This is a genomic window from Geopsychrobacter electrodiphilus DSM 16401 (assembly GCF_000384395.1).
Lineage (GTDB): Bacteria > Desulfobacterota > Desulfuromonadia > Desulfuromonadales > Geopsychrobacteraceae > Geopsychrobacter > Geopsychrobacter electrodiphilus.
In genome coordinates, this window is record NZ_ARWE01000001.1 from 2,972,845 (window position 1) to 2,990,900 (window position 18,056).

General features: G+C 53.8%; 22 protein-coding genes. 15 read left to right on the forward strand and 7 right to left on the reverse strand.

Annotation, left to right across the window (positions count from 1 at the left end):
* Positions 1-148: 148 nt before the first annotated feature.
* The 4 genes from D888_RS0114095 to D888_RS0114110 form a co-directional block, all read right to left on the reverse strand.
* Positions 149-886: a FadR/GntR family transcriptional regulator gene (locus tag D888_RS0114095; protein WP_020677210.1), complete on the reverse strand. Its 738-nt coding sequence runs from the start codon at positions 884-886 to the stop codon at positions 149-151.
* Between the two features lie 124 nt (positions 887-1,010).
* Positions 1,011-1,277 carry a helix-turn-helix domain-containing protein gene (locus D888_RS0114100; RefSeq protein WP_020677211.1) on the reverse strand — a complete coding sequence of 89 codons (267 nt, stop codon included), beginning with the start codon at positions 1,275-1,277 and terminating at the stop codon, positions 1,011-1,013.
* A gap of 550 nt (positions 1,278-1,827) precedes the next feature.
* Entirely contained in the window at positions 1,828-2,502 is a 675-nt protein-coding gene (locus D888_RS0114105) for a response regulator (protein WP_020677212.1), read from the reverse strand.
* Between the two features lie 69 nt (positions 2,503-2,571).
* The gene (locus D888_RS0114110; protein WP_425402584.1) at positions 2,572-3,381 is read right to left on the reverse strand and encodes a pyruvate, water dikinase regulatory protein; all 810 of its coding nucleotides are present in this window, start codon (positions 3,379-3,381) and stop codon (positions 2,572-2,574) included.
* Positions 3,382-3,694: 313 nt separating this feature from the next.
* On the opposite strand from D888_RS0114110, the gene prmA reads away from it, so the two are divergent.
* From prmA to D888_RS0114125, 3 genes are read left to right on the forward strand one after another with little or no spacing between them, the layout of a single operon-like run.
* Positions 3,695-4,618, forward strand: a complete 924-nt coding sequence (gene prmA / locus D888_RS0114115; RefSeq protein WP_020677214.1) for a 50S ribosomal protein L11 methyltransferase — start codon at positions 3,695-3,697, stop codon at positions 4,616-4,618.
* A gap of 3 nt (positions 4,619-4,621) precedes the next feature.
* Positions 4,622-5,392 (forward strand): 16S rRNA (uracil(1498)-N(3))-methyltransferase, encoded by a 771-nt coding sequence (locus D888_RS21765; protein ID WP_020677215.1) that lies wholly within the window; start codon positions 4,622-4,624, stop codon positions 5,390-5,392.
* On the forward strand, positions 5,389-6,003 hold the full coding sequence (locus D888_RS0114125) for a hypothetical protein (RefSeq protein ID WP_020677216.1): 615 nt from the start codon (positions 5,389-5,391) through the stop codon (positions 6,001-6,003). The genes D888_RS21765 and D888_RS0114125 overlap by 4 nt, the downstream gene beginning before the upstream one ends.
* 87 nt (positions 6,004-6,090) lie before the next feature.
* Here D888_RS0114125 and D888_RS21770 read toward each other — a convergent pair whose 3' ends face one another.
* Complete coding sequence (locus D888_RS21770) at positions 6,091-6,702, reverse strand: hydroxyacylglutathione hydrolase family protein (RefSeq protein WP_020677217.1); 612 nt, start codon at positions 6,700-6,702, stop codon at positions 6,091-6,093.
* On the reverse strand, positions 6,702-6,914 hold the full coding sequence (locus D888_RS0114135) for a hypothetical protein (RefSeq protein WP_020677218.1): 213 nt from the start codon (positions 6,912-6,914) through the stop codon (positions 6,702-6,704). Before D888_RS0114135 ends, D888_RS21770 begins: the two co-directional genes overlap by 1 nt.
* 120 nt (positions 6,915-7,034) lie before the next feature.
* Between D888_RS0114135 and dapF the strand changes: the two genes are divergently transcribed.
* The 5 genes from dapF (at position 7,035) to D888_RS0114160 (ending at position 10,444) form a co-directional block, all read left to right on the forward strand.
* Positions 7,035-7,880, forward strand: coding sequence for a diaminopimelate epimerase (gene dapF, locus D888_RS0114140; protein WP_020677219.1), 846 nt, complete (start codon positions 7,035-7,037; stop codon positions 7,878-7,880).
* Complete coding sequence (locus tag D888_RS21775; protein WP_020677220.1) at positions 7,877-8,524, forward strand: pyrimidine 5'-nucleotidase; 648 nt, start codon at positions 7,877-7,879, stop codon at positions 8,522-8,524. The genes dapF and D888_RS21775 overlap by 4 nt, the downstream gene beginning before the upstream one ends.
* Positions 8,521-9,384 (forward strand): deoxyribonuclease IV, encoded by an 864-nt coding sequence (locus D888_RS0114150; protein WP_020677221.1) that lies wholly within the window; start codon positions 8,521-8,523, stop codon positions 9,382-9,384. Before D888_RS21775 ends, D888_RS0114150 begins: the two co-directional genes overlap by 4 nt.
* A complete protein-coding gene (gene dtd / locus D888_RS0114155) occupies positions 9,381-9,830 on the forward strand; it encodes a D-aminoacyl-tRNA deacylase (RefSeq protein WP_020677222.1) in 450 nt (149 codons plus the stop codon). The genes D888_RS0114150 and dtd overlap by 4 nt, the downstream gene beginning before the upstream one ends.
* Positions 9,831-9,919: 89 nt before the next feature.
* Positions 9,920-10,444, forward strand: coding sequence for an HlyD family secretion protein (locus D888_RS0114160; protein ID WP_020677223.1), 525 nt, complete (start codon positions 9,920-9,922; stop codon positions 10,442-10,444).
* Positions 10,445-10,521: 77 nt separating this feature from the next.
* Here D888_RS0114160 and trxA read toward each other — a convergent pair whose 3' ends face one another.
* Complete coding sequence (trxA, locus tag D888_RS0114165; protein ID WP_020677224.1) at positions 10,522-10,851, reverse strand: thioredoxin; 330 nt, start codon at positions 10,849-10,851, stop codon at positions 10,522-10,524.
* A 173-nt stretch (positions 10,852-11,024) separates the two neighbouring features.
* On the opposite strand from trxA, the gene D888_RS0114170 reads away from it, so the two are divergent.
* From D888_RS0114170 to hemB, 7 genes are all read left to right on the forward strand, one after another.
* Positions 11,025-11,600 (forward strand): phosphoheptose isomerase family protein, encoded by a 576-nt coding sequence (locus D888_RS0114170; protein ID WP_020677225.1) that lies wholly within the window; start codon positions 11,025-11,027, stop codon positions 11,598-11,600.
* The gene (locus tag D888_RS23270; protein ID WP_020677226.1) at positions 11,590-12,303 is read left to right on the forward strand and encodes a precorrin-2 dehydrogenase/sirohydrochlorin ferrochelatase family protein; all 714 of its coding nucleotides are present in this window, start codon (positions 11,590-11,592) and stop codon (positions 12,301-12,303) included. The genes D888_RS0114170 and D888_RS23270 overlap by 11 nt, the downstream gene beginning before the upstream one ends.
* On the forward strand, positions 12,300-13,139 hold the full coding sequence (gene ccsB, locus D888_RS0114180; RefSeq protein WP_020677227.1) for a c-type cytochrome biogenesis protein CcsB: 840 nt from the start codon (positions 12,300-12,302) through the stop codon (positions 13,137-13,139). Before D888_RS23270 ends, ccsB begins: the two co-directional genes overlap by 4 nt.
* 30 nt (positions 13,140-13,169) lie before the next feature.
* Positions 13,170-14,480: a glutamyl-tRNA reductase gene (gene hemA, locus D888_RS0114185; protein ID WP_020677228.1), complete on the forward strand. Its 1,311-nt coding sequence runs from the start codon at positions 13,170-13,172 to the stop codon at positions 14,478-14,480.
* Positions 14,481-14,493: 13 nt separating this feature from the next.
* Entirely contained in the window at positions 14,494-15,456 is a 963-nt protein-coding gene (gene hemC, locus D888_RS0114190) for a hydroxymethylbilane synthase (RefSeq protein WP_020677229.1), read from the forward strand.
* Positions 15,453-16,973: a uroporphyrinogen-III C-methyltransferase gene (gene cobA / locus D888_RS0114195; RefSeq protein WP_020677230.1), complete on the forward strand. Its 1,521-nt coding sequence runs from the start codon at positions 15,453-15,455 to the stop codon at positions 16,971-16,973. The genes hemC and cobA overlap by 4 nt, the downstream gene beginning before the upstream one ends.
* Positions 16,974-17,077: 104 nt before the next feature.
* The gene (gene hemB / locus D888_RS0114200) at positions 17,078-18,052 is read left to right on the forward strand and encodes a porphobilinogen synthase (protein ID WP_020677231.1); all 975 of its coding nucleotides are present in this window, start codon (positions 17,078-17,080) and stop codon (positions 18,050-18,052) included.
* The last annotated feature ends 4 nt before the right edge of the window (positions 18,053-18,056 follow it).

The following is an 18,056-nucleotide window of genomic DNA, read 5'->3' on the forward strand; positions in this document are numbered from 1 at the left end:
ACGACAAGAACCAAAGTGTTTTGCAGGGATCGTTCCAAGGGGAAATGCAGGGTTGGATTTATCTGACGAACTCTTATGCTTAAATCAGACACAAAAAAAGCACCTACTCAACGCCGGTGCTTTTTTACGTATAGAGCAAAAAAAAGATTCAAACCGTATCAGGACGCTCACGATGCAGAAAGAGCGCAAGCTTCTCCTCGACCAGAGTTAAATGCTCCATCATTTTTTGACGGGCGCGCTCGGGGTCGTGTGCGGCAATTGCTTCAAGTATTTCACGGTGATGATTCAACAACAGCTCAATATAACCCTCCTTGGTGTAAAATTCGCCCAGGGTCACCATAATGGTCGTTTGAAAGAGCGTCTGAATCGTATCCAGCACATGAACCTGCAGGGTATTATGGGTCGCGGCGGTGATTGTTAAATGAAACTCCGCATCGATGGCAGGGTCCCAGCCACCGCTTTCCGCCTGTTCTTCCATAACTTCATAGAGTTCACGTAAACGGGCAATTTCCGAATCTTCGGCCCGCTTGGCTGCAAGGTAGGCCGACCAGGTTTCCAGCCCCATCCGCACTTCGGTCAGAGCATGCAACATGCGGGGGTCTCTTCGTTCAACCATACTGGCCAGAGGATCAGCCATCGAGCGCTCGGTCAGTGAACGAACATAGGTCCCCCCCCCTTGCCGCGACTCCAGAAAACCCATAGCCTCAAGGACCATGATTGCTTCCCGCACCGAAGGACGGCTAACACCCAAAAATGTGGCCAATTCACGTTCGGAAGGGATACGTTCGCCAGGCTTGAGATCTCCATTCCCAATCAGGTTCTTAATCTGCGAAACGATCTCTTCTGAAAGTTTTTTGGGACGAATCGGTTTAAAAACGGGTGGCATAAAAATCCTTCAGTAAGATGGTAAGACCTTTTAGCATGATGGGGGCTCAAACACAAGAAAAGACCGAACAGACAAGAGGTTAAACCTCAGCTCCTATACCGCACCGAAAGCACTTAAACTATTTTTAAAACTCAACTTCCTCAAGTTCCATTTCGAAGGCATTAATCAACCCTCGCGCCAGAGAAACAGCCAGTACACGATTGTGCAGATTAAAAGAATCTCCAACTTTTTTACCATGAAACTGCTCCTGATAAAGCCCCTGCTTGATATAAAGCGAGTGCAGTCGACTCTGCACCACTCGCCGCGACAAACAACGTCGTTGGGCAATCAGGTTGTCGGTCAGACCAAGAGAAATATCGAACAGAGCATCATATTCAATCTCAGGGAGCATTGACTGCGGCAGTGAACCCCATCGCAAAGCCGCTTTAGATGAGCTCCGAGTGCTGCGCCCAATGCCTTGCCTTCTCGCGGCTTGACCAATAAATCCCAATTAATAAGTAAGCTGCACGAAACCAGGAAGCAGTGCCAGCATCACCTGGTTTTGACAAAAATTTTCATAACAGCGGACCAACAGCGACTTTGCAAAAAAGCAGCATGGAGATAGGCACCCGTCCACCTAAAAGGTCGAGGTCGTCAAGCCGAAGTCTCCGACGACTGGGCAGCGACAATGTGGGCACATTGAGAAAAAACAGGCGGGGTCGTAAATCAGGCATGAAGCTCTCCAGCAATCCAACAGTTGGCCGGAGAAAAATAAACCCTAAAGGCTCTCACATCTGTGCTTGTCGTATGGACCTACGATAGATAAAAAAAGCCCCACGGACCTGGAGGGGGGGTAGGTCCGTGGGGCTCAAGACCCGAAGATCTCTTAATGGTTCTTATAACTCAGTTAGCGGCAGAAGTAAACAGCCTACTCAATTTTGAGCGCCCCGCCGACTAGTGGCTCAATCGGTCTCCTTCAAGACGTAGCCGACTCCGCGAACGGTGTGAATCAATTTTCTATCGAAATCACGATCAACCTTCTTACGCAGATAGTTGACATAAACATCGATAATATTTGTGAAACTGTCAAAGGTGTAATCCCAAACGTGTTCCGCGATCATGGTCCGGGTCAGCACCTGATTCGGACTGCGCATGAAATACTCAAGCAGGGCGTATTCCTTGGCGGTGAGATCGATCTCTTTCCCTTCACGCCAGACCTTGTGAGTCACCGGATCAAGCCGCATGTCGCCAAAATAGAGTTCAGCGCCACGGTCCTGGGAACCACGTCGAATCAGGGCACGCACACGGGCGACGAGTTCTGCAAAGGCAAATGGCTTGGTCAGATAATCGTCACTACCGATGTCGAGACCAGAGACAATATCCTCAACTGTATCCCTGGCCGTCAGACATAGAATCGGGGTCTTGACCTGCTTTGAGCGTAACTCACGAATGGCTGTCAAGCCGTCCTTTTTGGGGAGCATGACATCCATCAGGACCAGATCATAAGCGGTATTCTCCGCCATATAGACCCCTTCTTCGCCATCGTAAGCGACGTCGACGCCGAAACCTTCTTCTTCGAGACCACGCTTAATAAAACTGGCTACCTTCTTTTCATCCTCTACAACTAAAATTCTCATAGTGCTTGCTCCCATAATGGTGATCCGACTGGAATTCTCTACGATCTACAACAGGCTAGATCATCAGAATTAAATCAGTTTCAGTTTGTGCAGTATTTCGTTGGCCGTCTCTTCTATTGCTTTGGTCGACACATCGATCACCGCCCAGCGCTGCCGACGGAAAAGCCGACGTGCGGCACTTATTTCTTCATTAATTCGTTCATAATCTGCATACTCGGTGCGCGGATTCTGCCCCATATTGATCAGGCGCGCAGCTCGCATTTCCAACAACCGCTGGGGTTCGATGATCAACCCTGCGACCTTCTTGGCATCAAGTTTCAACAGCTCTGGAGGAGGATCAATCCCGGCAACAATCGGAACATTTGCAACCTTCCATCCCCGGTGAGCCAGATAGATCGAAACCGGCGTCTTGCTCGAGCGTGAAACACCCGCCAAGACAATATCAGCCTTATGCAAGTTGCGACACTCTTGTCCGTCATCATGTTTAACGGTAAACTCAATCGCGTCAATTCGGCGGAAATATTCTTCATCCATCCCCCGAAACAGGCCAGGCAAGCCCTGTGGAGAATGGCCAACCTGTTCTGCCAGACGCCTCAAAAGAGGGGTCAACAGATCATGACTGGCCAATCCAAGAGCATCACACTCTTCGTAGACTAATTGCGCCAGCTCACTGTTGACCAGCGTGAACACCACCAATGCCTGCGAGGCCAGGGCCCGATCGAGAATTTCGTAGATCTGATTCTTAGTGCGTACATTACTGAAACGTCTAAGAATCGCCGGTTTTTCACGAAACTGGCTTAGAGCGGCCTGAACCATACTTTCGGCCGTCTCACCCGTTGCATCCGACAGGAGAAAGACCTCCCAGGGTGAAGCCATAATTAATCCTCATGAAAGGGATGTATCACTTTAGCAGAGAGATTCGCTCATCGCAAGCTACCTTAATAAATTCTTAATGGCTATCCTGCAATAAAAAAATACCATTTCGTGGTTATTTTAAGTGAAAGACAATGGGTCTCTCATTGGGCGAGCCTCAGATTTAGGCCAGAGAACCATTTCCCTGTCAACTGTCATTCTCAAAACTTTTCCGTTACCTGCAGAGCGACCTCCATTTTATTCGCAAGAAGACGTCCAGATACCTCAGGCTGCTGATCGATGGTTGCTTTTCAACCCTGCTGAATGATATCTAGAGTCCATGAAAAATGACGCATGGATTCTTATCAATATTACCATCCCCGCACCAGCCGTTGACCTCGTCTGCGATGCCCTGTCAGGTCTCGGCTGCTCTGGCACCCTGGTTGAAAAGCGTGATCTGGATACCTTTACCGTTCCTGATGACGATTTTGATCCCAATAGCGACCTTAATATTCAAGCCTACTTCCCGGAAGATCTAGCCCAGTCAAACCTTAAAAGGCAGATCGAACAAGTGCTGGATGAATTGCGCCCGTTTTTCACCGGGCGACACTTTCAGGTTGGTGCTCAAAAACAGGTTCATCTAGAAGATTGGGCCGAAGGCTGGAAGCAGCATTTTTCGACCATGCGGATCGGACGCAACCTGATTATTCATCCCAGCTGGGAAGCATATGATCCAGCAGAGAATGAAAAAGTCCTTGAACTCGACCCCGGCATGGCTTTCGGCACTGGTAGCCACGGCACAACCCTCCTCTGCCTGGAAGGCATTGTTGATCTCTTCGACCGTGGAGAGTCCCCGCAAAGCCTGTTGGACGTTGGAACCGGGTCAGGCATTCTGGCCATGGCCGCGGCGGCACTCGGCGCTGATAAAATTCTTGCCTGCGACATTGACCCTCTCGCCTGTGAAATCGCCACCGAAAACTGCCGCAAGAATCAACTGGAGGCACGTATTCAAATCACCAGCGAGCCGCTCGACCAACTCCCTGGTCACTATAATGTTGTAGTTGCCAATATCCTGGCCGAAGAAAATATCCGCCTGGCAGATCAACTGGTAGATCATCTGGCCCCGGGTGGGTACCTTTTTCTTTCCGGCATTCTCCAGGAAAAGGAAAAGTTAGTTTGTGACGGTTTCGCCGACCAGCCCCTGGAGCTACTAGACGTGACCCGGCAAGATGGCTGGGCTTGCCTGACCTGGCGACGTATTTAACTGATGAGGCGCTTCTTCTTCTCACAACTACCGCCTGAGCCAGGAACGAGTTTTGACCTCCCCGCAGATATCTTTCGGCATATCTCAACCGTGTTGCGCCAAACACAGGGTTATGAATTCGAACTTTTTAACGGTGCTGGCGGCATCGCGCTCTGTCGACTTGAAACGACCGGACAACAGGCAAGGGTTATGAATCTTGAGTACCAAACGCCTCCAAAGCTTAGAATTGAATTGATTCAAGGGTTAGCGAAGGGAGAAAAATTGGAGCTCGTTCTGCAAAAAGGGACCGAGCTCGGCTTATCGAAATTTATTTTAACTCCGAGTGCGCGAACAATGGTCAAGATCCCTCAGACCAGAAAAGATGGTCGCGTGGAGCGCTGGCAGAAGATCGTGCACGAAGCCTGCCGTCAATGTGGCCAACCCTTTGCTCCGGCAATCGACATCAGTGACAACCTGACAAGCGCACTTAAAAAGGCCACTGGCGAGTTAAAATTGATGCTCTGGGAAGAAGAAACCGCACCTCTTTCAGAATTACTCCCTATCCAACCCCCGGCGTCCATCAGCGTACTGGTCGGGCCCGAGGGTGGATTTTCGGCCACCGAAGCAGCTCAGGCACAAACCGCCGGATTCAAGACTGTTCGTCTTGGCCCAAGAATTCTACGCACCGAGACTGCCGGGCTTGCCATCCTGTCGATTTTACAATATATTTATGGGGATTTTTCTCAAGAAACCGGCAGCTTTTCATCCAGAACGCATGGAAAGGAATTGTCATGAAGTGCCCCAAATGTGGCTACAATAGTTTCGACCATCTCGACAGTTGTAAAAAATGTGGTAAAGACTTGGCCGAGCATAAAGCCCGCTTTAACATCCGAAGCGTTCTGCTTGCTGAGATGCCGATGGAACTGACCTCAACCGTTGCAGAAGAAATTCTTGAAGTAGCGACTGCAACCGCAGGCAATGTCGGGCTCGATGATTTTGCCGACGAAGGTTCAGGCGAGGACGTCGACGACTTCGGTTTTGATTTTATGGGTGACAGTGAAGACGATGAAAACCTCGCCTTTGATGAACTCTTTGAAGAAGTCGCCTCTGAGGACGATGTCGAAGAGACTCTCCCCGCCCCCGAAGCATCAGAAGAAAAAGTTTCTGTCGCGGCGGACCCGGTTGAAACCCCAGTGGCCGAAGACAACGACGCCCTTTCTGAAGATGACTTCTCCTTCGATGAACCCGATGCCGCCCCTGCGGTAAAGAATACAACCAAATCCAGCGCTGTGAGTCCGGCAGAATTCGGCTTTGATGCCGACGAAGATCCTGCCGCCGACATTTTTGCCGAAAGCGAAGAGGACTTTTCGCTTGATTCGCTCGATTTTGATGAGAAGGACAAATAAGGGGGTCGCCCTGAAATTCCCTTTAAGAAAGGCCGCCACTGCGCAAGCAATGGCGGCCTTTTTTTTAAGGAAGCTTGTTTCTTCTGTTTATCCCATCCGCAAATGGATAAATGCTTCACGATCCGGGGCGCTCAAAAAATTATTCTCGCGCCGCTCATCGGCAATCGTCGAGATCGGACGCGCGCCATAATTGTGCCCCGGATAGACCTTGAGGGCTCCATCCAGAAGCTTGATCCGTTGCAAACTGTCATAGAGTTTGTTGACATCACTCCCCGGCAGATCGGCCCGCCCACAGCGGCCAACAAACAGCGTGTCACCTGTGATTAGACCCTCTCCCGTATGCAGCACAACCGAGCCCGGTGTATGCCCCGGCGTATGCATGACCCGAATACCTCCCTCCCCCACGGGGACGATGGTCCCCTCCAATAGAGCCTCTTTGGCAGCCGGCAGGTCGAAAGGATGTCCCCAGTGCGGCACCATAACGGCGGCCAGAATCTCATCATTGCCGGCAATATGATCATGGTGCCCGTGGGTATTGAGCAGACCGACAATTTGCAACTGCCGTTCGTATGCCGCTGCGAGCACAACCTGAGGGGCAAAGGAGGGATCAACCACAACCGCCCTGCGCGTCTGCGGACAGAAAACCAAATAGGCAAAGTTATCCATCGGCCCCGCCGGAATTTGCAGCACTTCAAGCATTACCAAGGTTGCTCCTCCCCAACAGCAATACGACAAATTTCACTGTTGATAATCTTGAAGCGATCGCCGGTCGCCACGACTCGCCACTCATCCCCTTCATCGGGAGGCTGAGGAAACTCACGTGAGCCAAGATAGATATCCTGATTTTCAATCATCCCCCACCACTCCAGGGCACCGGTCTGCCAAATTTTCGTATTCAGATTGTAGGCCATGCTCCGTTTTCTCCTTTTTGCGCCCGGAGGCGAAAATTCTTAGCGGTTGTCGCGGGAGGCGACACACGTTTATAGTAGCAGAGGATTTTCGCCTACGACAACCGGCAAGGAGCCTTATCCATGCAATTTACCAAAATGCACGGCGCGGGGAATGACTACGTGTATATTGATGGCTTTAAGCAGACCATCATACAGCCGTCTCAACTGGCGACAGCGGTCAGCGAAAGACACTTCGGTATCGGCTCAGATGGCCTGATTTTGATTCTCCCCTCCAGCAGAGCAGACCTGCGCATGCAAATGTTCAACGCCGATGGTTCCGAAGCGGAGATGTGCGGTAATGGCCTTCGCTGCGTTGCAAAATACGCCTGGGATCACAAACTGGTTGATCGGCTTGAAATCAGGGTCGAAACCGGGGCAGGGATCATGCCGGTCAAGATGCACTGTGGAAAAGACCAGAAGATCAATAAAGTTTGCGTAAATATGGGACAACCGCATCTGCGGCGAGCCGAAATCCCAATGACTGGAGAAGCAAATTCTGAGGCATTGGGGATCAATATTGAGGCAGGTGGCCAGGTTTATCAAGGCTGGTGCCTGTCGATGGGAAATCCGCACTGCGTCATCTTTGTCGATGACTGCGATAACTTTCCTGTCGCCACGGTCGGACCGCTGATCGAAAATCATCCGCTCTTTCCGCGCCGGACCAATGTCGAATTTGTCAGCGTGATCTCGAATTGTGAACTGCGACAACGTACCTGGGAACGCGGAGCGGGTGAAACCCTGGCCTGCGGGACAGGTGCTTCAGCCGTCACTGCAGCGGCCGTCTTAAGTGGTCGCACCGACCGTAAAATCACCAACCACCTGAAGGGTGGCCCGCTGGAACTTGAATGGGCCGCTGACAACTGTATCTACCTAACGGGTCCGGCGGCCGAGGTCTTCACGGGCGACTACCCCTGGGACCCCAAATGAAGGCCCTGCTGTTTGACCTGGATAACACGCTTTATCCGGCCGATAAGAATCTGTTTGCCCTGATTGATGTCCGCATCAACCGCTATATGGAAGAGGTTGTCGGCATCCCGAAAAGCCAGGTCGACCCTTTGCGCCGTCAGTACTGGCAGGACTATGGTGCCACCTTGCAGGGCCTAATTCGCCATTATGCCGCTGATGCCGAAGACTACCTCGAATACGTTCATCGCTTCGATATCGGACAACGGCTTTCACCCGATCTCGAACTGCAAGAAACACTCAAAAACCTCGATCAACCCTGCTTTGTCTTCACCAACGGCTCGCGTCAGCATGCCGAGCAGGTTACCAGCGCGCTGGGGATTCGTCAGCATTTTGAAGAGATTTTCGATATCCGCATTGCCGACTATCAACCGAAACCGAGCCCTCTCCCCTACCAGCAAGTATTGAAACAGCTGTGCCTGCAGGGAAAGGACTGCGTCATGATCGAAGATTCGCCGGCCAATCTGAAAACCGCCAAAAAGTTCGGCATGACGACACTTCTCATTGGGCCTGAACCAGCAGGGAGTTTCGTTGATGCCCAATTTTCTCGCTCCGCCGAAATAGGTCCCTGGCTCAAAATGCGCAATGCTCAGGGAACAACCCCATGATCGTTCAACGACCCCTGGGCTGCCATGTCTCAATTGCTGGAGGCATTGACCGAAGCATCGAACGCGCCGCTGGTTTGCAACTCGGCGCCGTTCAGATTTTCAGCAAAAATGCCAGTCGCTGGCAGGCGCCTCCCCTCGACCCTGACGCGGTCGAACGATTCAAATTCGCCCGTGCCAAGTCTTCCATCGCTTACATGGCCGTGCATGACAGCTATCTGATCAACCTGGCCAGCCCCGACCCGGAAAGTTGGCAGCGTTCGATTGACGCCTTTGTCGATGAACTGAAGCGCTGCAAGACCCTCGGCATTGGCGACCTGGTGATGCATCCGGGCTCACATCTCGGAAGCGGAGAGAGCACCGGGCTGCAGAGGGTCTGTGCCGCCCTGGGGCAGGCCCTTGAACGCACCGGGCAGGATGTGCGAATTCTGCTTGAAACAACCGCCGGACAAGGGACAAATCTGGGCTGGCGGTTCGAGCACCTGGCCGAAATTATTGCTACCAGCCCTTATACCAACCTCGCGGTCTGTTTCGACAGCTGTCACGTGCTTGCCGCCGGCTATGACCTGTGCAGTCCACAGGCGGTCACAGCGGTGCTAAATGAGTTTGACGCTCGAATCGGACTCACCAGACTCGCCCTGTTCCACCTGAACGACAGTATCAAGGGCTGCGGTTCACGCATTGACCGGCACCAGCATATCGGACGAGGAGAGATCGGCGCGACGGGCTTCGCAGCCCTGTTGCAAGATCCACGCGTAAGTAATGTTCCCGGCGTCATCGAGACCCCGAGTGGAACCGACCACTGTGAGGACCATCGCAACCTCAACCTGTTGCGTCAGCTCAGCAAAGAGGTATTGGCATGAGGGCGGTTATTCAACGCGTCAGCCGGGCTCAGGTTCATGTTGAGGGGCACTGCATCGGCAAGATTGGCCCAGGGCTATTGATTCTACTTGGTGTAGAGCGAAACGATACCCCTGCCGAGGCTGAATATCTGGCGACTAAATCCGCAGGCTTGAGAATTTTCGAAGACGAGGCCGGAAAGATGAACCTGTCTCTACAGGAGACAGGCGGCGCAGCCTTGGTCGTATCGCAATTCACTCTGCTCGGTGATTGCCGCAAGGGGCGTCGTCCCGGATTTTCACAGGCGGCGCTGCCAGACCTGGCCATTCCGCTCTACGAACACTTCATCCTCCATCTGCAGCGCGAAGGGGTCCGGGTTGAAACCGGCCAATTTCAGGCAGAAATGCAGGTGGAACTGGTCAATGATGGCCCTGTCACCCTGCTGCTTGACAGCCAGAGACTGTTCTGAGGCAAGTGTTGCCACCCACTCGTTTGTTGCTAAACTACAAGCAGGCCCAGTCCAAGCTGAATAAAAAAGGGCCCGGAGGAGCGGTCGTTATGAAACAAATAATTCTGGTCTGCAGCCTGTTCCTGCTGTGCCTTCCGGCAGGAACCCAGGCTGAGACCTTTTCGTGCCGGGGCAAGGATGGCACCTTACACGTGGCGGACAATTTGATGAGCCTTCCTGCGGACTGCCGATTCCAGGCAGAGACTCTGGACGAAAAAGACCCTGGTAAGGTCAACTACGTCCCGCCACCGAAAGATAACCCTCAGACCAGCCGGAAATTTCAACAGGAGTTGCAGCTGCAGCAACAAGAGATCAGTGCCCGTCAGCAGGAAGCCGCTAACCTGAGAAAAGAGGCTGACAGGCTGGTGACGACCTACGACAACGCCATCAGCTCCCGTTACAAGGCAGTGCGCAGCAGGGAGTATGGATCCCGCGAGACGATTCAAACTGCGGACCGGGATCTGCAAAGTGCGCGCGCAGAAAAAGCACAACTCCTTGACAAGCTGAAAGCAAGCCGGATTGCAGCAGAGCAGAAGGATGAGATTATAAAGTTGCTGGGTACAATTCAGGACTGACCCCGCCCAACTCCAAAAAAAAGGCCTCAGGTTGCTTACCCTGAGGCCTTTTTAACTGATAAACGTTCAATCCTTTTTTAGAGCGCCTTTTCAAGCAAGGCCTCGAGTTGGCTGCGCGGAACGGCACCGACCAACTGATCAACCACCTGACCGTCCTTAAACAAAATCAGCGTCGGAATACCGCGGACACCATACTGCCCCGGAGTCGCCTGATTCTCATCTACATTGACCTTACCGATTTTTACCCGACCATCGTAGACACCAGCCAGTTCATCCACCACCGGAGCAATCGCCTTGCAGGGGGCACACCAAGTCGCCCAGAAATCGACCAGTACCGGTTGAGAGGATTTCAGCACCTCTGCTTCGAAGTTGTTATCGGTAAATTCGAGCACCTTATCTCCTGCCATCGACCTATCTCCTTTTAATCAGTTCGCCTAGAATTTAATTATTTCTTACTCGCCTAACTATAAAGGACCCGACGAAAAAATCAAGACTTGTGAATTAAATCAGCTTTCTTGACAGTCCTTCATCTCCACCCTATCATTGGCCTGGACCCGGGGAAAGAGAGGGATAAATCGCAATGCAGGACCGCCTTTTAAATAACTGTCGCATAATTAATTCCCAGATCGATGATCTCGCCGCCAAACAAGGGGGAACCCTGATCCAGATCAGTCAACAGCTGGCCAAAATTTTCGCGCGCGGCGGTCAACTGATTCTGGCTGGCAACGGCCCCCTGCAAGCAGTAGCCCAACAACTTGCCATCGCTTTTGCTCACCGCCTGAGCTTTGAACGTCCTCCTCTGCCTGCGTTTGCCCTCGGGGTTAATCCGGCCTTCACTGCGGCGCTACTGGCAGATCAGCAACCGCATGAAATTCTGGGCCGTGAATATCGCAGCCACAGCGGCAATGAACATATGCTGCTGATTTTTAACAGTGAAAAGCCTTCGCCACAAATCAGTTATCTGATTGAACAAATTGAAGAAAACCGGATTCTGGTGTTGGTCGGCCCTGAGCATAATGAAGGTCTTGCAGAAGGCCATCCACTAGCATTGACCTTGAATCTGCCGGGTGATTCCCCGGCCCGCCTCGCCGAATTGGCCCTGATTTGTGGACACCTGATCTGCGAGCTGGTCGAAGGGGAACTGTTTGGCGTCTGATCCTGAAAGAACCCACGCGGAAGAGACCGCTTCCCTGTCCGGATACACCATCGAACTCAGGCTCAAAAATCAGCTTGTCGTCCTGATCGGGGGAGGCCGTGTCGGCCGGCGCAAACTTCCCGATCTACTTAACTCCGGGGCGGTCGTCAAATTGATTGACCCCCTGGTCCATCCAGATTTACCGCAACACCCCCGCCTTTCACACCATCAACGGACCTATCAAACACGCGACCTTGCCACAGCGCGCCTGGTTTTTGCTGCCACCAACGATGCCGCTACCAATGCCCGTATCGCTGCCGATGCAGCGCAGGCCGGTATTTTCTGCTGCCGCACCGACAGTGCAACTGAATCGGATTTCATCTGCCCGACACACCTGCGACGTCCGCCGCTCAGTTTCTCAATCTCGAGCGGAGGGGAAAGCCCCGCGCTGGTCGCGGTTTTGACGCAACTCCTGAACAACATGGTGCCCGACAGCTGGCAGACCGCCACTAAACTGGCAGGAATTATCCGGCGAAAGGTGTTGACTGAACGGGGTCAGATTCCCTACAATCAGCAGGTTTTACTGAAACTGATCGACCAGGGGTTACTCTCTCTGATCGAGCGGGCTGATAGTGCCGCACTCGACAGGTTGCTTCTCAAACATTTCGGTGCAGGCTTCTCCCTGCAAGACCTGCATTTCCAACTTCCTGAAGGGACGCCATGAGCTCACACATCATCCTCTTCAAAACTGTCATTCTCTGTTACCTGATTGCAACCGTTCTCTATCTACTACATGTCGTCGGGCGCAAGGAGAAACCAGGGCAGTTTGCACGCTGGTTTTTACTGGCCGGAGCGTTGATTCAAATGGTCGGGTTCATCGTTGAGTTTGTCCGGATTGGTCATACGCCGGTCACCGACTTGCATGAATCTTTAGCTTTTTTCGCCTGGTGCCTGGTTGCCATCTTTCTGTTTTTCGACCTGCGCTACCGGCTGTCGGTGATGGGGGCCTTCTCCAGCGTGCTGGCGGTGATCACCATGCTCGGCAGCGGCATCTCCCCCAAGGTTGTCGAACCGTTAAATCCGGCTCTCAACTCCTGGTGGTTCCCGGTCCATGTCACCTTCGCCTTCCTGGGCAATGCCGCCTTCGCTCTCGCCTTTGGTGCGGGAATCATGTACCTGCTGCAGGATCGCATGCTCAAAAGCAAACGCTTCTCGACGCTCTACTATCGATTGCCTTCCCTCGACACCCTCGACAACATTAACTACCGTGCGCTCTCCTACGGCTTCCCCCTGATGACGCTTGGAATTATCTCGGGCGCCGCCTGGGCAGAATCGGTCTGGGGGACTTATTGGAGTTGGGACCCCAAACAGACCTGGGCGCTAATGACCTGGTTTGTCTATGCCGCGCTATTGCACGGGCGCCTCAGTATCGGCTGGCGCGGACGACGTGCAGCAATCTTTGCCATCATCGGATTTGCCTGCCTGGTCTTCACCTTTTTGGGGGTTAACCTCCTCCTCAACGGCATGCACACTTTCGACGCTCTCATGGGCAAACCCTAGATCAGATCCTTTAGGATTCGGAAATCTAAAATGAATATACTGGTCATGGGGCTCAGCCACAAAACAGCCCCGGTTGAAATTCGCGAGAAAGTCGCCTTTGCCCCAAACGGAATGGCCGAACCCCTCCGCCAGATGCTGGCGCTTGACTCTATCAATGAAGCCATCATTGTCTCAACCTGCAACCGGGTCGAACTCTACGCCACCAGCCGTGATCCCGAGCGCGGAATCGCTCAACTACAACATTTTTTGGCCGAATACCACAACCTCCCGTTTGACGAACTGGTGGAGCACCTCTATGACAAACAGGGCGAAGAGGCCATCCGGCATGTGCTACGCGTCTCGGCGAGCCTCGATTCGATGGTCATCGGCGAACCGCAGATCCTCGGCCAGATCAAAACCGCCTACGGGTACGCCAGTGAATTTAAAACCGCCGGCCTGATTCTCAACCGTTTCATGCACAAGGCGTTTTCAGTCGCCAAACGGGTGCGCACCGAAACCGCTATCGCCAGCAATGCTGTCTCGATCCCCTTTGCCGCAGTCGAACTGGCGCGCAAGATTTTCGATCGTCTCGAAGACAAAACCGTTATGCTCATCGGCGCAGGTGAAATGTGTGAACTGGCGGCCAAGCATTTTATCAACAATGGTGTGGCCGAAGTGCTGGTGACCAACCGCACCTTTGCCCGCGCCGAAAAACTGGCAACAGAGTTCAAAGGTCGCGCGGTCGCTTTCGAGAATTTCCAGGACCAACTCCATCAGGCTGATATTGTTCTCTCCTCAACCGGGGCGTCAGGTTATGTCCTCGAAGCGAAAAAACTCGCCAAAGTCATAAAACTAAGGCGCAACAAACCGATGTTCCTCATCGATATTGCTGTGCCGCGCGATATTGAACCAGGGTGCAACAAGATCGACAACATCTACCTTTACGACGTCGATGACCTGCAGGGAGTTGTACAGGCAAACCTGAAAGAGCGTAAAAAGGAAGCCGACAAGGCCGAAGCAATTATCAACGAAGAGATTATCCAGTTCTATCGCTGGCTCTCGACCCTTGAAGTCAAACCGACCATCGTCGCCCTGCGTCAGAAGCTCGAAGATCTGCGCCAGAGCGAGGTACAGAAGACCCTTTCCAATCTCGCGGCTGACGACAAAACCGCCAAAGCGATCGATGCACTAACCCGTGCGATCATCAACAAGGTCCTGCATCAACCGACCTCGATCCTCAAAGAGGCACAACACAGAGAAGACGGCGAACGCTATATCGATGCCGTCCGCACCCTTTTCGCCCTGCCCGCTCCGACCGTCGAAAACACCGACCCCGTCGACAGCGACAGCACGCATAACTAAAGGAGTATTCCCCATGGCAAAGCAGATTCTGCGTATCGGAACCCGGGCCAGCGCCCTTGCCTTATGGCAGGCCAACTGGGTCAAGGATGAGCTAGAAAAGCGTTATCCCGAGATTGAAGTCACCCTGACCAAGATCAAAACCAAAGGGGATAAAATTCTGGATGTCCCGCTGGCCATGGTTGGCGGTAAAGGACTGTTCGTCAAAGAGATCCAGGAGGCGATGCTGCGCAACGAGATCGATATTGCGGTGCATTCAATGAAAGATGTTCCGACCTTCTTCCCTGAAGGGACCGGCCTGCGCTGCATCACCGAGCGTGAAGATCCGCGTGATATCATTGTGCTTAAAAAGGGCTGCAAAAGCTTCAACGACATCCCGCAAGGTGGACGGATCGGCACCAGCTCACTCAGGCGTAAGGCGCAACTGCTCAGCCTGCGTCCTGACCTGAAGATGCTCGATATCCGTGGCAACGTCCAAACCCGGATAGGGAAACTGGTCGAGGATAATCTTGATGCCGTGGTTCTGGCTGCTGCCGGGATGCACCGACTAGGCTATACTGATCAGATCGGCGAATATTTGGATCCCAGGGTTTGCCTGCCGGCCATCGGTCAGGGGGCCTTGGGGATTGAGAGCCGCCTGACGGACGATAAAACCAACGCCCTGATCGATTTCTTCAACCATCCTGAAACGGCCGCCGCCGTCATCGCCGAACGCTCGGTCCTGTCCACCCTCGAAGGGGGCTGCCAGGTTCCGATCGCCGCCTTCGGCAAGGTCAACGGCGATCAACTTGAGCTGACCGCGCTGGTCTCGAGTTGTGACGGCCAGCAGATGATCAAGCAGAGCATGAGCTGTCATATCTCTGATGCCGTAGCCACCGGGGTCGCGCTCGCCCGACAACTGCTCGCCAAAGGGGCCGGTCCGATCCTCAATGAGGTCTACGGTTGCGAAACCTTTAATAATGAGGACGACAAGGCTTGAACTCCGGCAAGGTCTACCTGATTGGTGCCGGCCCCGGCGACCCGGGGCTGCTGACCGTCAAGGGGCGTGACTGCCTGGCTCTGGCCGATGTTGTCATCTACGATTATCTGGCCAACCCGGTGCTGCTCGGTTACGCACGCCCCGAAACCGAACAAATTTATGTCGGCAAGAGCCGTGGCCAACACAGTGTCCCCCAGGAAGAGATCAACCAGCTGCTGGTCGATAAGGCTGGCGCCGGACTCCAGGTTGCGCGCCTTAAGGGCGGAGATCCCTACGTCTTCGGCCGCGGCGGTGAAGAAGCCGCCTTTCTGCGCCAACATCAGATCCCCTTCGAAGTCGTCCCCGGCGTCACCGCCGGTTTTGCCGCCGCCGCCTATGCCGGAATCCCGCTGACCCACCGTGATACAACCACCAGCCTCGCCCTCCTGACAGGCCACGAACGCCCCGAGCGTAAACTCTCGAGCCTCGACTGGCAGAAGCTTGCGACGGGACTTGGCACCCTGATCTTCTACATGGGGATGAGTAACCTGAAGATGATCTGCGAACAGCTGATCAAGCATGGTCGTGCCGCCGATACCCCGGTCGCCGTAATCCAATGGGCAACCCTGCCGCGGCAGAGGACCCTGACCGCACCGTTGAATAAGATAGCCGAACAGGTCGCGGCAGCAGGGATGGAACCGCCGGCGGTGATCATTATCGGCGAGGTCGTGCGTTACCGCGAAGAGTTACGCTGGTACGACAATCTGCCGCTCTTCGGCAAGCGCTTTCTCATCACCCGCCCAAGAGCCCAGGCGGCTACCTTTGTCGCGCTACTGCAGGCGCAGGGAGCCGAAACCATCTGCATCCCGACAATCGAAATCGCCACCCCTGAAGACTGGACCCCTTGCGACCAGAGCCTCGCCCGCCTCGGGGGGTATCATGGGGTCATTCTCACTTCGGCCAATGGGGTCGAGGCGTTTTTCGGACGCATGAAGCATCTCGGTCTGGATCTGCGCGCACTGGCCGGGGTCAAAATCATCGCCGTCGGACCCAAAACGGCCAAAGAGATTGAAAAATACGGACTGAGCCCCGATCTGGTGCCACAGAATTTTCGCGCCGAAGGGGTGGTCGAAGAACTCCTCGCCGCTGGCGTCGACGGCAAACGCTTCCTCTATCCGCGAACCGCGATCGCCCGCGAACTGATTCCCGACAGCCTGACCGCCGCGGGAGCCGAGGTAGATGCGCCAATCATCTACCGGACCATCGCCACTCTGGAGAAAAGGGATATGATCCGCCACCTGCTGGAATCCGGAGAACTGGATGCCATCTGTTTCAGTTCCTCCTCGACCTTCGACAATCTGCAGGCCATGTTCGGCGACGAATTGAAGACCTTGCAGGGGGGCACCAAATTCTTCTCTATCGGTCCACTGACGTCAGGGACCATTCGCAAACATGGCTTTGAAGTTGCCCTTGAGCCAGAGCAGTCAACCCTTGACGATCTGGTCGGGGCAATGGTTGACTATTACAAGGAACCGTGAGGAATCGGACTTAAGGCGGCTAGCGATTAGCTAGCCCTTTTGTGCTTTTGTATTTTCTCCTCACGTCTAACCCCTCACTCCTCACATGTTACAAGGAGTCACACATGTACTTTCCAGCCTATCGTGCCCGCCGCATGCGGCGTAACGCCAACATGCGCAACATGGTACGCGAAACCCACCTGCGTGTTGAAGATTTGATCTACCCGATGTTCTCGGCCTTCGGCCAGAACATCAAAAAGGAGATCTCTTCGATGCCGGGTATCTACCAGCAGTCGATCGAACATATCGTCGCCGAAGCCCAGGAGGTCAACGCTCTCGGCATCCAGGCGGTGTTGCTGTTCGGCATCCCCGAGACCAAAGATGCGGTCGGTTCCGACGCTTATTGCGAGAAGGGGATCATCCAAAACACGGTACGCGCGATCAAGGCCGCCGTCCCCGAGTTGACCGTCATCACCGATGTCTGCATGTGCGAGTACACCGATCACGGACACTGCGGCGTCATCAAGGACGGCGACGTCGACAATGACGAAACCCTCAAGCTCCTCGCCGCCGAGGCCCTAAGTCATGTCCAGGCCGGGGCCGACATTATTGCCCCCTCGGACATGATGGATGGCCGGATCGAGGCGATACGCGAAATTCTCGACGAGAATGGCTTCGAGCAGATTCCGATCATGAGCTACGCGGTCAAATACGCCAGCGCCTACTACGGTCCCTTCCGCGAGGCCGCCGAATCTACCCCACAGTTCGGTGACCGCCGCTCCTATCAGATGGATCCCGCCAACCGCCGCGAGGCGCTGCGCGAAGCCCAGCTTGACGTCCAGGAATGTGCCGACTTCCTGATGGTTAAACCGGCGCTGGCCTATCTGGATATCATCCGTGATCTACGCGACAACTTTGACCTGCCGCTGGTCTGCTACAACGTTTCCGGCGAATACAGTATGATCAAAGCCGCGGCCGCCAAGGGCTGGATCGACGAGAATCGGGTGATCATGGAGACCTTGCTCGGCATGAAACGCGCCGGCGCGGACCTCATCATCACCTATCACGCCAAGGAAGCGGCACGTTTGCTTAAGGCCTGAGCAA

Coding starts and splice junctions, on each gene's coding strand:
- D888_RS0114170 (WP_020677225.1), top strand. CDS start 11,025: ATGCAGGACCGCCTTTTAAATAACTGTCGCATAATTAATTCCCAGATC.
- D888_RS21770 (WP_020677217.1), bottom strand. CDS start 6,702: ATGCTTGAAGTGCTGCAAATTCCGGCGGGGCCGATGGATAACTTTGCC.
- D888_RS0114095 (WP_020677210.1), bottom strand. CDS start 886: ATGCCACCCGTTTTTAAACCGATTCGTCCCAAAAAACTTTCAGAAGAG.
- ccsB (WP_020677227.1), top strand. CDS start 12,300: ATGAGCTCACACATCATCCTCTTCAAAACTGTCATTCTCTGTTACCTG.
- trxA (WP_020677224.1), bottom strand. CDS start 10,851: ATGGCAGGAGATAAGGTGCTCGAATTTACCGATAACAACTTCGAAGCA.
- D888_RS0114160 (WP_020677223.1), top strand. CDS start 9,920: ATGAAACAAATAATTCTGGTCTGCAGCCTGTTCCTGCTGTGCCTTCCG.
- dtd (WP_020677222.1), top strand. CDS start 9,381: ATGAGGGCGGTTATTCAACGCGTCAGCCGGGCTCAGGTTCATGTTGAG.
- hemB (WP_020677231.1), top strand. CDS start 17,078: ATGTACTTTCCAGCCTATCGTGCCCGCCGCATGCGGCGTAACGCCAAC.
- D888_RS21775 (WP_020677220.1), top strand. CDS start 7,877: ATGAAGGCCCTGCTGTTTGACCTGGATAACACGCTTTATCCGGCCGAT.
- D888_RS0114105 (WP_020677212.1), bottom strand. CDS start 2,502: ATGAGAATTTTAGTTGTAGAGGATGAAAAGAAGGTAGCCAGTTTTATT.
- D888_RS0114100 (WP_020677211.1), bottom strand. CDS start 1,277: ATGCTCCCTGAGATTGAATATGATGCTCTGTTCGATATTTCTCTTGGT.
- hemC (WP_020677229.1), top strand. CDS start 14,494: ATGGCAAAGCAGATTCTGCGTATCGGAACCCGGGCCAGCGCCCTTGCC.
- prmA (WP_020677214.1), top strand. CDS start 3,695: ATGAAAAATGACGCATGGATTCTTATCAATATTACCATCCCCGCACCA.
- D888_RS0114150 (WP_020677221.1), top strand. CDS start 8,521: ATGATCGTTCAACGACCCCTGGGCTGCCATGTCTCAATTGCTGGAGGC.
- D888_RS21765 (WP_020677215.1), top strand. CDS start 4,622: ATGAGGCGCTTCTTCTTCTCACAACTACCGCCTGAGCCAGGAACGAGT.
- D888_RS0114135 (WP_020677218.1), bottom strand. CDS start 6,914: ATGGCCTACAATCTGAATACGAAAATTTGGCAGACCGGTGCCCTGGAG.
- D888_RS0114125 (WP_020677216.1), top strand. CDS start 5,389: ATGAAGTGCCCCAAATGTGGCTACAATAGTTTCGACCATCTCGACAGT.
- dapF (WP_020677219.1), top strand. CDS start 7,035: ATGCAATTTACCAAAATGCACGGCGCGGGGAATGACTACGTGTATATT.
- hemA (WP_020677228.1), top strand. CDS start 13,170: ATGAATATACTGGTCATGGGGCTCAGCCACAAAACAGCCCCGGTTGAA.